The 13,158-nt window shown below is 41.9% G+C and carries 14 protein-coding genes; 6 read left to right on the top strand and 8 right to left on the bottom strand.

The annotated features are described in order from the left end of the window. Positions 1–45 precede the first annotated feature (45 nt). The 4 genes from D9K81_RS00430 to D9K81_RS00415 all read left to right on the top strand — a co-directional run bounded on the left by D9K81_RS00430 (position 46) and on the right by D9K81_RS00415 (position 3,726). Complete coding sequence (locus D9K81_RS00430) at positions 46–882, top strand: hypothetical protein (protein WP_120374253.1); 837 nt, start codon at positions 46–48, stop codon at positions 880–882. Positions 883–1,015: 133 nt separating this feature from the next. Further along, complete coding sequence (locus tag D9K81_RS00425; protein WP_120374252.1) at positions 1,016–1,969, top strand: RsiV family protein; 954 nt, start codon at positions 1,016–1,018, stop codon at positions 1,967–1,969. A gap of 12 nt (positions 1,970–1,981) precedes the next feature. After that, positions 1,982–2,794, top strand: a complete 813-nt coding sequence (locus D9K81_RS00420; protein ID WP_120374251.1) for a TatD family hydrolase — start codon at positions 1,982–1,984, stop codon at positions 2,792–2,794. Between the two features lie 125 nt (positions 2,795–2,919). Next, on the top strand, positions 2,920–3,726 hold the full coding sequence (locus D9K81_RS00415; RefSeq protein ID WP_120374250.1) for an enoyl-ACP reductase FabI: 807 nt from the start codon (positions 2,920–2,922) through the stop codon (positions 3,724–3,726). A 154-nt stretch (positions 3,727–3,880) separates the two neighbouring features. On the opposite strand, the gene secB is transcribed toward D9K81_RS00415, so the two are convergent. The 4 genes from secB to rsgA all read right to left on the bottom strand — a co-directional run bounded on the left by secB (position 3,881) and on the right by rsgA (position 6,210). Then, on the bottom strand, positions 3,881–4,336 hold the full coding sequence (gene secB / locus D9K81_RS00410) for a protein-export chaperone SecB (RefSeq protein ID WP_120374249.1): 456 nt from the start codon (positions 4,334–4,336) through the stop codon (positions 3,881–3,883). A gap of 40 nt (positions 4,337–4,376) precedes the next feature. Continuing rightward, positions 4,377–4,631 (bottom strand): glutaredoxin 3, encoded by a 255-nt coding sequence (grxC, locus tag D9K81_RS00405; RefSeq protein ID WP_106985174.1) that lies wholly within the window; start codon positions 4,629–4,631, stop codon positions 4,377–4,379. Between the two features lie 18 nt (positions 4,632–4,649). Then, on the bottom strand, positions 4,650–5,057 hold the full coding sequence (locus D9K81_RS00400) for a rhodanese-like domain-containing protein (protein WP_120374248.1): 408 nt from the start codon (positions 5,055–5,057) through the stop codon (positions 4,650–4,652). A 94-nt stretch (positions 5,058–5,151) separates the two neighbouring features. Beyond that, positions 5,152–6,210: a small ribosomal subunit biogenesis GTPase RsgA gene (gene rsgA / locus D9K81_RS00395; protein WP_120374247.1), complete on the bottom strand. Its 1,059-nt coding sequence runs from the start codon at positions 6,208–6,210 to the stop codon at positions 5,152–5,154. Between the two features lie 122 nt (positions 6,211–6,332). Between rsgA and orn the strand changes: the two genes are divergently transcribed. After that, on the top strand, positions 6,333–6,890 hold the full coding sequence (gene orn / locus D9K81_RS00390; protein WP_120374246.1) for an oligoribonuclease: 558 nt from the start codon (positions 6,333–6,335) through the stop codon (positions 6,888–6,890). Positions 6,891–6,951: 61 nt separating this feature from the next. Here the strand turns inward: orn and D9K81_RS00385 are convergent, their stop codons facing one another. Then, positions 6,952–7,158, bottom strand: coding sequence for a hypothetical protein (locus tag D9K81_RS00385; RefSeq protein WP_147395914.1), 207 nt, complete (start codon positions 7,156–7,158; stop codon positions 6,952–6,954). A gap of 222 nt (positions 7,159–7,380) precedes the next feature. On the opposite strand from D9K81_RS00385, the gene D9K81_RS00380 reads away from it, so the two are divergent. Further along, positions 7,381–8,160 (top strand): tRNA threonylcarbamoyladenosine dehydratase, encoded by a 780-nt coding sequence (locus D9K81_RS00380; RefSeq protein ID WP_120374244.1) that lies wholly within the window; start codon positions 7,381–7,383, stop codon positions 8,158–8,160. Between the two features lie 220 nt (positions 8,161–8,380). On the opposite strand, the gene D9K81_RS00375 is transcribed toward D9K81_RS00380, so the two are convergent. The 3 genes from D9K81_RS00375 to D9K81_RS00365 are packed head-to-tail and all read right to left on the bottom strand — an operon-like array spanning position 8,381 to position 13,120. Then, the gene (locus D9K81_RS00375; protein WP_120374243.1) at positions 8,381–9,796 is read right to left on the bottom strand and encodes an efflux transporter outer membrane subunit; all 1,416 of its coding nucleotides are present in this window, start codon (positions 9,794–9,796) and stop codon (positions 8,381–8,383) included. A gap of 10 nt (positions 9,797–9,806) precedes the next feature. Further along, positions 9,807–11,786 (bottom strand): MacB family efflux pump subunit, encoded by a 1,980-nt coding sequence (locus D9K81_RS00370; RefSeq protein ID WP_120374242.1) that lies wholly within the window; start codon positions 11,784–11,786, stop codon positions 9,807–9,809. Between the two features lie 2 nt (positions 11,787–11,788). Beyond that, positions 11,789–13,120: a MacA family efflux pump subunit gene (locus D9K81_RS00365; RefSeq protein ID WP_120374241.1), complete on the bottom strand. Its 1,332-nt coding sequence runs from the start codon at positions 13,118–13,120 to the stop codon at positions 11,789–11,791. Between the last annotated feature and the right edge of the window lie 38 nt (positions 13,121–13,158).

Genomic DNA, 13,158 nt, shown 5'->3' with positions numbered 1-13,158 from the left:
ATTTGTGATAAATTTAATTTAACTTTTATAGGTTATTTGCTTGTTATGAAGCTTCTTAAGCACACTGCATTTTTATCATTCATCGCGCTCAGTTTAGGCTTGAGCGCTTGTGATGATCGTGCAAAACCATCAGCATCCGATGCGAAAGTGGCTTCAGAATCTGTACAGCCTGTACCTAAAAAAGAATTGGCAGAAGTCTTACCTTATTTGAATATTCAAGAGCAAACCGCACAAATTGCTTTGCCATTTTGTGAAACTAAAAACTGTCTTGAGCTCGAAATTCAAACTTTAAAAACCAAAGACAGTTGGCTAAATACATGGATTGAACAAAAGCAGGCGCAAGTGATTCAAGACCAAATTGGTTTAAAACAACAAATGAGCTTGCAGCAAGCCGTGAATGCTTATGTGAAAAAGTCAGATGCATGGCAAGCCGAGTTTAAAGCCAATCATGCCTATGAGTTGGCGGTATATACGCGAATTCCGTATCAGCGAAATCAATTTGTTTTGATGCAAGTGGGTGTCGATAGCGCCCAAGAAAATATTAAAGTAAAAGAGCGCTATTACTTTTTTGTCGCGGATCGACGGACACAAAAAAACTTAACCGCGCTTGATATTATTGAGCCGAAACAACAAGCTCAAATGGATACCTTTGTGCAACAAGCCTATACCCAGTGGCTTAAAGAACAAAATACATTGGCGCGCAGTGCAGCACCTAAAAAATTATATTGGGGGCAGGCAGATTGGTTTTTTGACCAAGAGGGTATTGGTCTGCATTATCGTTCCAACGAGATTGTGAAAGATGGGCAACAGTTGGATATTTATTTAACAAAAGAACAGACGCAACAAGTACTAAAAGCGGATATCTACCCATCCATGTTTTAAGTAAAATACTGAAATTTGATATAAATACGTATCGGTTTAGTGATGTAAATAGGTACATTTTGTGTATAGAAAATGACAAAGCACGCAATCACTGACATGATGTAAGTGCACCTTTAGGCGATAGGTTAATAAAATGGTAAAGCATAAAAATATTGGATTATTCAGCATTTTAGTGTTGTCGATGGGCTTAGTTGCATGTCAACCACCACAAGCTGAGCCTAAGGCTGAACCTGAAAAAGCGACCAAGCCAGCACCAGATTTAAGTGCCAAACTCATTGGTGATGCAGAAAAGTTAAAAATTCAATTGCCTGACTGTAATGGCAAAAGCTGTCCGGAAATTTCGCTAGATCGTCTGAACAGTAATCAAAGCTTTATTGATGAGTTTATTGATCAGAAAATTTTAGAGCAGTTGGGCGCAATGCTGTCTATAGAGCCTGAACAGCAAAAGGCAAACTTAGTGGCAAGTGAGGTTCAAGCAGCATCTGAAGTAAAATCATTGGCCAATGTACAAACGCCACAAATCAAAATGCAACAGCAGGTCGAGCCGTATTTACACGCATTTTTGGCTTTAGATAAAGAGTTAAAGACCTTAAGTTCAGCACAACAAATTAGCTTGATGATTAAGCCTAAGATCTTAAATTCTGGACAGCCTATCGCTACGGTTGTGTTAAATAGCAGTAGTTATTTAGGTGGGGCGCATGGCGCCGCTGCACAGCAGTATTATAACTTTGATCTTAAAAGTAAAAAATTAGTCAGCTTAGATGATTTGCTTTTGCCAAAACAAAAGCCTCGTTTAGAACAATTAGCACATGAAGCTTTTAAAACATGGGTGATGGATTCGAAATTAGCCGACAATGTGCAAGATTATGAACAGGCATGGAAATTTAAACTGAGCGAAAACTATTACTTATCTAAAGATGGTCTAATTTTACAATATGGCGAATATGACATTGGACCTTACGTAGTGGGACTACCTCGTTTAACGATTCCATATACGCAACTAGAAACAGTGCTAAAAGCGCAGTATTTACCTGCCAAGGTAGAAGCAGTCGCGTCAGAAGCTCAGCCAAAAGCTGCGTCGAAGTAACAGACTGAATTTATGCAACTGTTTGATACTCATACGCACTTTGATGTGCCTGATTTTGATGCAGATCGGGCTGAACTCGCTCTAGCCGCCAAGGCTGTGGGGGTAGAGGCCTTGGTGCATATTGGTTTTTTACAGTCACGCTTTGCAGAATTAATTCAAAGTCATCATTTTGTACAGCAGTTGTCCAATGCACCACGTAGTTATTTGGCTCCAGGGTTGCATCCCTTTTATATAGAACAGCACCATGAACAGCATTTGCTAGATTTAGAGCAGATTCTACAAACCGAGCACTGTGTAGCCATTGGCGAAATTGGTTTAGACACTTTTATGCCCCAGCATAAGCAAGTTGACATGTTTGCACGGCAACAGTATTTTTTTGCCAGTCAAATGACACTGGCGCAGCATTACCAAAAGCCGATTTTATTGCACATTCGTAAGTCGCATGCTGAGGTATTAAAAATGCTGAAAAGCCAGAAATTTCGGCAAGGTGGAATTGCGCATGCATTTAGTGGTGGGGTAGAAGAGGCCAAAGCCTTTGTGAAATTGGGTTTTAAAATTGGTGTCACAGGGCAAATTAGCAACCCGAATGCCAAAAAATTACATGCAGTGGTACAGGCAGTAGGGTCTGAGCATTTGGTATTAGAAACTGATTGCCCTGATATGACACCACTGTGTTGCCAGCACGGAGATGGTGCCCGAACGCGTAATACACCTGTTAATTTGCCTTATGTATTGCAAGCCTTGGCGCAAAGTCTGGGACAAAATGAACAGCAACTTGCAGCACAGTTATGGCTTAATAGTTTGGATGCTTTATCATTGGCTTAAACGTGACTCTTGGTTTGACTGACACGAAGCTAAACTAATAAAGTTTAAAAAAAGGTGCATTATGCAATGTCTAAAATGCTTTAGACTTGGCATTATGCTTAAAAATTTTTTCGAGTGAGATTCACATGGCACAAGGACTATTGGCAGGTAAGCGCTTTTTAATCGCAGGGATTGCCAGCAAATTATCAATCGCATTTGGTATTGCACAAGCATTACATCGTGAAGGTGCTGAACTTGCTTTTACCTATCCAAATGAAAAATTAAAAAAACGTGTTGATGATTTTGCAGAACAGTTTGGTTCAACCTTAGTATTCCCATGTGATGTTGCTGTCGATGCTGAAATTGACACCGCATTTGCAGAATTAGCGAAGCATTGGGATGGCCTAGATGGCGTTGTACATTCAATTGGTTTTGCGCCAGCACATACACTAGACGGTGATTTTACAGAGGTCACAGACCGCGAAGGCTTTAATGTTGCGCATGACATCAGTGCGTATAGCTTTATTGCAATGGCTCGTGCAGCGAAGCCTTTATTGCAAGTGCGCCAAGGCTGTTTACTTACATTGACCTATCAAGGTTCTGAGCGTGTAATGCCAAACTACAACGTGATGGGTATGGCAAAAGCGTCTTTAGAAGCAGGTGTACGTTATTTAGCTTCTAGCTTAGGTGCAGAAGGCATTCGTGTAAATGCCATCTCTGCAGGCCCAATTCGTACCTTGGCAGCATCAGGCATTAAATCTTTCCGTAAAATGTTAGATTTGAATGAAAAAGTTGCACCATTACGCCGTAATGTGACCATTGAAGATGTGGGTAATGCTGCATTATTCCTATGCTCACCGTGGGCAAATGGTATTACGGGCGAAATTTTGTATGTAGATGCAGGCTTTAATACTGTCGGTATGAGTGCAGAATTAATGCTGGATGCTGAGTAAGTCATTTACAGTCCCCCTTTTTTAAAGGGAGATTTAGGGGGATTTTAGTTATCTCATCAATAACCTTTCCCTAATCCTCTCCTAGAAAGAGAGGGGATAAATAGAGCATAAAAAAGACCGCAAGAGCGGTCTTTTTAGATCTGAGGCTTTACGATTAAGCTTGGCCTTCAGCTGCAGTCGCTTGAGCACGTTGCATATTTGCTTCAAACTCAGCATCGAAGTTGATTGGTGTAAGAAGTAGTTGTGGGAAGCTACCTTTAGTAACCATATCATTTACTGCTTCACGCAAGAATGGGAACAAAATATTCGGGCAATATGCGCCAAGAATGTAAGGTAGGCGTTCTTCTTCTACGCCATCAATCAAGAAAATACCAGATTGAGTTACATCTACGATAAATGCTGTGTCACCTGCATTGTTTGCTTGAACAACAACTTTTAAAGACACTTCAAAATGAGTTGGATCAACTTTTTCTGCAGAAGAAGATAGGTTGATGTTTAACTCAGGTTGCCATTCTTTGGTAAAAACTTGTGCCCCAGGTACTTCAAAAGAAATATCTTTAGTATAAATGCGCTCTAATGCTAATTGCGGAGCTTGTTGTTCTTCACTCATTCTTTAATCCTTACTATGAAGATATGATGTTTATTGATCATTAAGCCAATAAATCATCGAGTTTGCCTTCACGCTCTAAAGCATAAAGTTGATCAAAACCGCCAATAAATTGTTCGCCAATAAAGATTTGTGGCACAGTACGGTGATTAGTGCGTTGCATTAACTCTACACGAACTTCAGGCGCTTCATTGGATAGATTAACTTCTTTATAAGCTACGCCTTTGCGCTCAAGGAGCTGTTTTGCACGAATGCAGTATGGGCAAACAGTAGTAGAATAAATCGTTACTTCAGCCATGTTAAATCTCCTCAATCTTTATTTTGCTTTAACCAAGGGTAAGCCCTGAGCTTTCCAGTTGCTGATGCCACCATCTAAACGATAGGCATCTGTATGTCCAACTTGTTGTAAAGCTGAACCTGCAACTTGACCCAAATTACAGACGAATACTAATGGGCGATCAGAAGTTTTAAGTTCATCAAGATGTTTTGTAATTTGGCTGTATGGAATATTACGGCTACCGCTGATATGACCTTCACGGAAATCTTTAGCATCACGTAAATCAATCAACATCGCATTTTTAGCTTTCACTAAAATACCCAATGATTGCGGTGAAATTTTACGACCATTGCGTTGGCCTTCAAGGATAAAGAACAGCACCACCAATACAGCGAGTGTTCCAAATAAGAAGGGGTGATTCCCCATAAATTCGAACCAACGTTCCACAAGTCACCTAAATTACAATTCAAAAATTGCCAAGAGTATAGCTCATAAATATGGTGATCAAAATCACCGCTTCAAGGGCTGCAACAGAATAAAACTAATTTTTTTGCTGAGCTTCGGTAATTTCATCAATTAAACGTAAGAAGCTGTCTAAGCGACGTTGTAAAATTTGACCTTCTTCAGCGGCAATACGCAAAGCACATTTTTTCTCATGTTTATGCGTACAGTTACGAAATTGGCAATGCCCGAGTAAATTATGAATTTCGGGGAAGCCATTTTGCACATTTTCAATATCTAAATGCCAAAGGCCAAATTCACGAATTCCGGGTGAGTCAATTAATGCTGCATTTTGACCAAAAGAAATTAAGCGTGTAGACGTCGTGGTGTGCTGACCTAAAGCTGAGTTTTCAGAAATGATATTGGTTTTTTGCGCAGCATCAGGAACAATCGTATTGATGAGAGAGCTTTTACCCACGCCCGATTGGCCCACAAATACAACCGTTTCACCAGCTAAGCGCTGTGCCAGCTCAGAAAGATCGCCTGTCGATTGGGTCAACAGTATTTCATAACCTAAGTTTTTATATTCTTCTACAAGATCTAAAATTGGATCTGCTTCTTTCACCAAATCCATTTTATTGAGCACCAATAATGCTGGAATATTGGCATCTTCACAGGCCACTAAGTAGCGGTCGATCAGACTCGGTGCAACTTCTGGAAAGGCGGCAAATACAATCACAATCAGGCTGACATTGGCTGCTACAGGCTTAACTTTATGATAACGGTCGGGACGCGTAAGTAAAGATTGGCGTGGATGAATTGCGGTAATAATACCTAGACCTGTATTTGGGTCAGCTTGCCATTTTACACGGTCACCTGTAACCAATGCTTCTAAGTTGGTACGGGTATGACAACGCCAAATACTGCCCAATTCAATGGCTTTCCAAAATGGTTCAGGCTCACCTGCAGCAACAGTTGGTTTTTCGGCATGAACAGCAGGTTCACTGAGCGCTTGAACTTCAAGTTGACGCCCATAATGTTGTACCACCAGTCCTTCAAGATCATTCGATGTATCGATGTCTTCTTGACGGGATTTATGCTGTTTTTGAATGCGGCGCTGCTGTTGTTCGGTCAGGCGGCGCTTGCGAATTAAGGCCATTCGTGTCCTAAAAAACCATGGAAACTAGACCGCAAAAATAGCATGAAGCGGGGGCTAATTACAGCGCAGGCCCAATAAATTTGCTACTATAGATTTTTTATGCCTAATAAGATTGCACATTTATGAGCAGCACACCGGATACTCGCCTCATTTGGATTGACCTAGAAATGACAGGTCTCGATACAGATAACGATCAAATTATTGAAATCGCAACGATTGTGACGGATGATAATTTGAATATTCTGGCAGAGGGGCCTGTGCTTGCAGTACATCAGTCAAATATCATTTTAAATGCGATGGATGAATGGAATACACGCCAACATGGCCAGTCGGGTCTGATTGAACGTGTACGCCGTAGTAAACTAACTGCACAAGATGTAGAACAGCAAACTTTAGAGTTTTTGAAAAAGTGGGTGAACCCAAAAACGTCACCTATGTGTGGTAACTCAATTTGCCAAGACCGTCGCTTCATGCATCGCTTAATGCCTGAACTTGAGCAATTCTTTCATTACCGTAACTTGGATGTATCAAGTGTAAAAGAGCTAGCAAAACGCTGGCGCCCAGAAATTATGGGTGGCTTGAAAAAGAATGCCTCACACTTGGCTATGGATGATATCCGCGATTCGATTGCAGAGCTCAAGTACTACCGCGAATACTTCTTTATTATGAATAAAGACTAAGTTGTGGTGGATTGAAAAGAGGCGAAAGCCTCTTTTTTATGGCCCATTGTTGGATCGGTAACTATTCCTTCGCTACGTGCTGTGGCAACTTCTTTAAATGAAAAGCTTCAAAAACCACCCATAAGCACATCATCACGATAAATTGTTGTTCGCTCGTATGGTATGCCAATGCCACCATGCAAAATAATGCTAAAAACAGCACGCGAATAATGATACTTAACTTTAGATTTTTCTGTTGGCGGATCAGAACATAAGTTGCAAATGCCATAACCAGAAGGCCATTGAAGCATAATAAAAAAGTAAAAAGCATCATCAGCTTGCACCGTGGAGTTTCACAATATTGAATCATTTTGGTTTAAATTTTAATCAAAATGATTGTGCGGAATTTACTAAAGAAGTGCAAGTGTAGTGTGCTACGTAAATATTAGCGCAGTCAAAACATGCTTAATTTGTTAATATGTCGTTCTTGTTTTTGCTGTTTTGAACCTTTATGACTGACTTACTTCAAGATGATGAATATGACCGCCGTTTTGCAGGCGTCGCTAAAATTTATGGCGAAGAAAACTTTAATCATTATGAAAAAAGCCATGTCATGGTCATTGGCATTGGCGGTGTAGGTTCATGGGCAGTTGAAGCACTGGCACGTACAGGTATTGGTGAATTGACGTTGGTTGATATGGATGTGGTGGCTGCATCAAATATTAATCGTCAGTTACCTGCTATGAGTACGACTTTAGGTCATGAAAAAATTGAAGTCATGGCAGAGCGTTGCCGCGCCATCAACCCACGCATTAAAATTAATTTGATTGACGATTACTTAACACCCGAAAATGTTAAAGACATTTTGGCAGCTAATCCAGACTTAGTTTTAGATTGTATTGATGATGTGAAAGCCAAGTTTGCACTGATGCTACATTGTCGTTTTAACAAAGTACCTCTCATTGTATCGGGTGGTGCTGGCGGTAAATTAGACCCACTTAAAATTCGTGTGGCAGATTTATCCAAAACAGAGCAAGATCCGATGTTGGCCAAACTACGCGCGCAGTTACGTAGTAAAGGCATTTGTAAAAAGCCCAAAGATAAATTTGGGATCACCTGTGTGTATTCTATAGATAACCCATTTTCAAGTGCCGATGTATGCCCAAGCGCAGGCTTACGTTGTGGAGGGTATGGCTCAGCGGTGGTCGTAACGTCGAGCTTTGCCATGGTAGCTGTATCTGAAGTACTCAAGAAATTAGATCAAATTGCGACTAAACGTAAATTGGCTTAATCAGTTGTGATTGCCTAATGTAGGTCATGCAGTGACTGAGTTTTGCAGCGACTAAGCATATTTTAATCAAATGCTGATGGCCATATTTTGATAAATTCCGAGTAGCTTGAGGCCGTATAACATTTAGTCATTTTGTGCAGGTCAATTTTTTAGTGCAAGACTTAGCTCAGTTCAATACGCATAATAAAAAAGCCCCTCGGGGCTTTTTTATTATCAATATTTAAGGCAACTGCTTAATTGGACTCCCACCCAAAGCCTGCATCAAGGTTACATAAGCATTGTATTGACTTTGCTTGGTTTGTACCAAAGACAGTCTTGCATCGCGAGTCGTCTTCTGCGCATCAATCAAGTTTTTTAACGCGATTGCACCATTACGGTAACGTACTTCGGTTAAACGCTCCGTCTTTTCAGCCAGTTGTACATTACGCTCTTGTAGTTGGACTTGTTTGCCTAGCTCATTACGTGCAGACAACGCATTTTCTACATCTGCCAAAGCCTGATATAGCGTCTGACGGTACTGAATAATCGACTTTTCATATTCTAGCTCATTGACTTTTAAATCACGTTTCATGTCATTCCATTGTAAAAATGGTAAAGACAAACCCGCACCTAAAATAGCTGCTGGATTCGATAACACTTCAGTCAATGATGTACTGCTACCACCCGTTGTAAAACTACCTGTTAAGCTGATTGAAGGATAATAGCTGGCTTTATTCGCATCCTTGGTTGCTAGGGCTTTACGTAAACGTAATTCAGAAGCAGTTAAGTCTGGACGGCGTGACAATAGCTCGGCTGGTAGGCCAGCTGAAATATTGGGCAGGGCTGTGCGTGGCAAACGTGAAGGTTCTGCAATATTTAATTGCTGTACAGGACGTTGTAATAACAGTGCCAAGGCGGTACGAGCTTCTACTTTTTGCTGTTCAATTTGGCTTAAAGTGGCTCTTTGGCTTTGTACAGCCTGTTCAGCAGAAGTTAAGTCCAAACCCGAAACAGCACCAGCTTTATATTGAACTTTGACTAAATCATAAGTCTTTTGCGTGCTGGCTAAATTTTGCTGTGCAACGGCAAAGCGTTCATTTAAATAGCCTAACTGCCAGTACAAATTGGCAGTAGTGGCAATCAAACTTTGTGTAGTTGCTTGCAAATCTTGTTCCGAGGCCAACGCTTCCCAACGTGAAGCTTCAGTCTGATTTGCCAGTTTGCCAAACAAATCTAGTTCATAACTCAGCCCTGGGTAATTGAGCGAAATACCATTCGATGAATTGCCATCACCATCTAAGCTAAAACGATGCCCAACTGAAGCCCCCGCTGTACCAATACGAATACCTTGCTGGCTTTGGCTCTGTTTGGCTTGAATTCGTGCTTGTTGTAAGTTAATGCCCGCAACGGCTAAATCACTATTTGTAGCTAGAACTTGATCGACCAATTGGTTTAATTGACTATCACCAAACAAAGTCCACCATTGATCGGCATAGGTATCAGCATGTATTTTTTGATTTGTTGCCTTGCCATTTGCAAAGCTAGCAGGCATATCAATTGCTGGTTGTTGATAAGGCGATTTTACCATGGCCGCACAACCCGTCAGGCTCCCGCCAAGAATCAGTGCGCCTGCAAGTTTGGTTAAATTCAGTTGCATCATTATTTCCTTATTCTCTAGACAGGGCATCTACTGGATTGAGTCGGGCGGCATTACGTGCAGGAATGAAACCAAACACAATACCAATCAAGCTTGAGCAGATAAAGGCAGCGACAATAGAGGTGGTTGAATACGCCATTTGGAATGTGCCTCCAGCAAAGTGACTAATCAATTGTCCAATACCTAAAGAAAGGAGCACACCTAAAATACCGCCTAAAATACACACTAAAATCGCTTCGATGAGGAACTGTTGCAAAATATCGCTTTGGCGTGCACCAACAGCCATACGCACCCCAATTTCCTGTGTCCGTTCAGTGACCGACACCAGCATAATATTCATTACGCCAATACCACCAACGACTAAGGAAATAACCGCAATCGCAGAGACCAGTAGCGTCATAGTTTGTGTGGTTTGCTGAATGGTTTCACGGATACTGTCTGAGTTTTGAGTAAACACATCTTGTGCACCATGACGTTGCACCAATAGATTTAAAATCGCATTTTCAGCAGCAGCGCTAGGGTATTCGTCTTTCACGCGTACAATAATGCTACGCACGTTAGATTGGCCCAACATACGGCTCATGACAGTTGAATAGGGCAAATATACATTTAAGCTATCACTACCGCCCATCATGCCTGTTTGTGCTTCAACTACGCCGATAATTCGGCTAGGTACACTGCCGAGTAAAATCACTTGTCCAACAGGATCGGTACCATCACTAAAAAATGTCTTTTTAGTATTGTCATCAATCACCACATCCTGAGTTTGTTCAATCACACTCTCTTTATCAAAAGGCTGCCCAGAGGCGAAGTCCATGCCTTTAACATAGAAATAGTCTGCACTTACACCATTCACAGTGGCAGAAGCTTCTGTATCTTTAAAGCGGGCTGTAACACTGCTACTAACAGTAGGACTCACGCCTTCAACATAAGGCTGTTCAGAGAGTGCCGTCGCATCTGCAGGAATAAGCGTTTTGACTTGTGAGGATCGTGAGTTATCGCCAAAACCTCGGCCTTGGTACACCGTAATGGTATTTGTACCCAGACTGCTAATATTTTCTAAAATTTGCTTTTGTGAGCCATTACCGAGTGCCACAACTGAAACCACGGAAGCAATACCAATAATAATGCCCAGCATGGTGAGGAAGGTACGCATACGGTGTGCATTCATGGCTAACAATGCCATACGAAAGGCTTCAGCTAAACGGTCGACCACTGAGCGCCATGCAGACGTTCTTTTTTTAATAGCAGGTTGTAATTCCTGCTGTACTAAAGCTTCGCCTTCAACCTCAGGCACATTAGGCGTGTCTGAAATAATATTGCCGTCGCTGATCTCGATAATACGCGTGGCATTTTTAGCAACATTATGGTCATGGGTGACCAAAATAATTGTGTGACCTTTTGCGTTGAGTTCACGCAAAATGCGCATGACTTCAATACCGCTATTTTTGTCCAATGCACCTGTGGGTTCATCGGCCAAAATCACGTCGCCCCCGTTCATTAATGCACGGGCAATGGATACACGTTGCTGCTGACCCCCCGAGAGTTGGCTTGGACGGTTTTGGGTTTTTTCACCTAGACCCAGCTCAGTCAGTAAGTCTTTTGCGCGAGTTTGCCGTTCAGATGAATCCACACCTGCATAAATCGCTGGAACTTCGACGTTACCTGCAGCATTTAAATCTCCCAGCAAGTGATAGCGCTGGAAGATAAAACCAAAATATTCACGGCGTAGCTGTGCCAGCTCATCGGCTTCAAGTTCACGTGTTTCGCGTCCTTTGACTTTATAACTACCCGCTGTGGGCTGATCAAGACAGCCCAAAATATTCATCAGGGTCGATTTACCTGAGCCAGACTGACCGACAATCGCCACCAATTCGCCTGGGTAAATCGAAAGATTCACCCCTTTTAGAATCTGAACCGTGGTTTCACCCGCAGGGAACTCACGTGTCAGATCTTTCACCTCAAGTAGAGGTTGTTGATTTTGACTCATGATTACATTCTCATTGGGCCAGCGCCACCACGGTTGCTGCTACGTTTGGCAGAATCATTGCTTGTGTCTGAACCATCGGCAATAACGACTTTTTCGCCTTGTTTTAGACCTTTCAGTACTTGCGCAGTCACACGGTTGTTTAAGCCAATTAAAACAGGCTGAGGTTGAGCCGAGCCATCTGCCTGTACGACGCGCACCATTGCCATAGAGGCTTTACCTTGTTTTACTAGCGCTTTTTCTTCTACGGTGAGTTCTAAACGACTTGGTCGTTTTGTTGCATCACGATTGGCATTTGACGCTTCAGGTGCGCTTGCTTCTGTACTGCTAGATGCTTTACGTGGACGGTTCGAACTTTGAATTGCTGCTGAAGGTACAGTCAGTACATTTCGTGCTTCATCTAAAATAATATAAACCTGTGCTGTCATATCAATACGCAGTTTGCCGTCAGCATTGGGTACATCAAACAATGCATTGTAGTAAACCGCGGTGCTAGATGATGAAGTTGAACTATTGCTGGTTTCATTATTAATTGAAGATGGTGCGGGTTCGACTTGGCGTAAAGTTGCGTAATGTTTAGTTTCACTGTCGCCAAGTGTTGTGAAGTAAACACGCTGGCCTTTTTCAACTTTCATGACATCTGCTTCAGAAATTTCAGCCTTGATGGTCATGTCGTCAAGTTTTGCCAATTTAACGATAGTTGGCGCACTTTGGTTAGCATTCACCGTTTGGCCTTCTTCGGTCACAATTGCCACAATCGTGCCATCCATAGGCGCAACAATTTGCGTATAGCCTAAATCTTCTTTGGTTGTGGCTAAGGTGAGGCGAGATTGTTCAATTTGAGCATTAATCGCTACGATATCTGCTTGAGCAGTTTTATAGCTGGCCAATGCAGATTCAAGCTCTGCACGTGATGTCGCATCTTGTGCATACATCGCTTGCTGACGCTGATATTCGGCTTCAACTTTGGCTAAATTTGCCTGTTTAACCGCGAGCTGTGCTTGTTGGTTTTTAATGCTGGCTTCTGCAGTTTTTAATTCATTTTGTTGACGTACAGAGTCAATTTGCGCAATCAGCTGACCTTGTTTGACTTGGTCGCCCAGTTGCACATACATTTTTTTAACCTGACCCGACACCTGAGCACCAACGCTCACCATTTTGGTCGCTTCTAGTACACCTGTGGCTAATACAGAGTTCTCTAAATCACCGCGGGTGACTTCAGCAGTAATATATTGTGGTTGTTGTTCTTTCGGTTTCAAAAAGTACCATGCCGTAAGGGCGATGGCGAGAGTGCAAATGATGGCTATGAGCAGTTTCGCTGGTTTTATTTTCGGCATGTTGGTCGGAAAATTTAAATGAGAATGCTTCAAGTATA

Origin of the sequence: Acinetobacter chengduensis, assembly GCF_003664645.1 — a bacterium.
GTDB lineage: Bacteria > Pseudomonadota > Gammaproteobacteria > Pseudomonadales > Moraxellaceae > Acinetobacter > Acinetobacter chengduensis.
This window is presented reverse-complemented; position numbering and strand designations above follow the sequence as displayed.

Bases quoted from the DNA above. Each gene is read 5' to 3' on its own strand.
- rsgA (WP_120374247.1), bottom strand. From the start codon at position 6,210: ATGGCCTTAATTCGCAAGCGCCGCCTGACCGAACAACAGCAGCGCCGC.
- D9K81_RS00375 (WP_120374243.1), bottom strand. From the start codon at position 9,796: ATGCAACTGAATTTAACCAAACTTGCAGGCGCACTGATTCTTGGCGGG.
- D9K81_RS00425 (WP_120374252.1), top strand. From the start codon at position 1,016: ATGGTAAAGCATAAAAATATTGGATTATTCAGCATTTTAGTGTTGTCG.
- D9K81_RS00420 (WP_120374251.1), top strand. From the start codon at position 1,982: ATGCAACTGTTTGATACTCATACGCACTTTGATGTGCCTGATTTTGAT.
- D9K81_RS00430 (WP_120374253.1), top strand. From the start codon at position 46: ATGAAGCTTCTTAAGCACACTGCATTTTTATCATTCATCGCGCTCAGT.
- orn (WP_120374246.1), top strand. From the start codon at position 6,333: ATGAGCAGCACACCGGATACTCGCCTCATTTGGATTGACCTAGAAATG.
- secB (WP_120374249.1), bottom strand. From the start codon at position 4,336: ATGAGTGAAGAACAACAAGCTCCGCAATTAGCATTAGAGCGCATTTAT.
- D9K81_RS00415 (WP_120374250.1), top strand. From the start codon at position 2,920: ATGGCACAAGGACTATTGGCAGGTAAGCGCTTTTTAATCGCAGGGATT.
- D9K81_RS00365 (WP_120374241.1), bottom strand. From the start codon at position 13,120: ATGCCGAAAATAAAACCAGCGAAACTGCTCATAGCCATCATTTGCACT.
- D9K81_RS00385 (WP_147395914.1), bottom strand. From the start codon at position 7,158: ATGGCATTTGCAACTTATGTTCTGATCCGCCAACAGAAAAATCTAAAG.
- D9K81_RS00380 (WP_120374244.1), top strand. From the start codon at position 7,381: ATGACTGACTTACTTCAAGATGATGAATATGACCGCCGTTTTGCAGGC.
- grxC (WP_106985174.1), bottom strand. From the start codon at position 4,631: ATGGCTGAAGTAACGATTTATTCTACTACTGTTTGCCCATACTGCATT.
- D9K81_RS00370 (WP_120374242.1), bottom strand. From the start codon at position 11,786: ATGAGTCAAAATCAACAACCTCTACTTGAGGTGAAAGATCTGACACGT.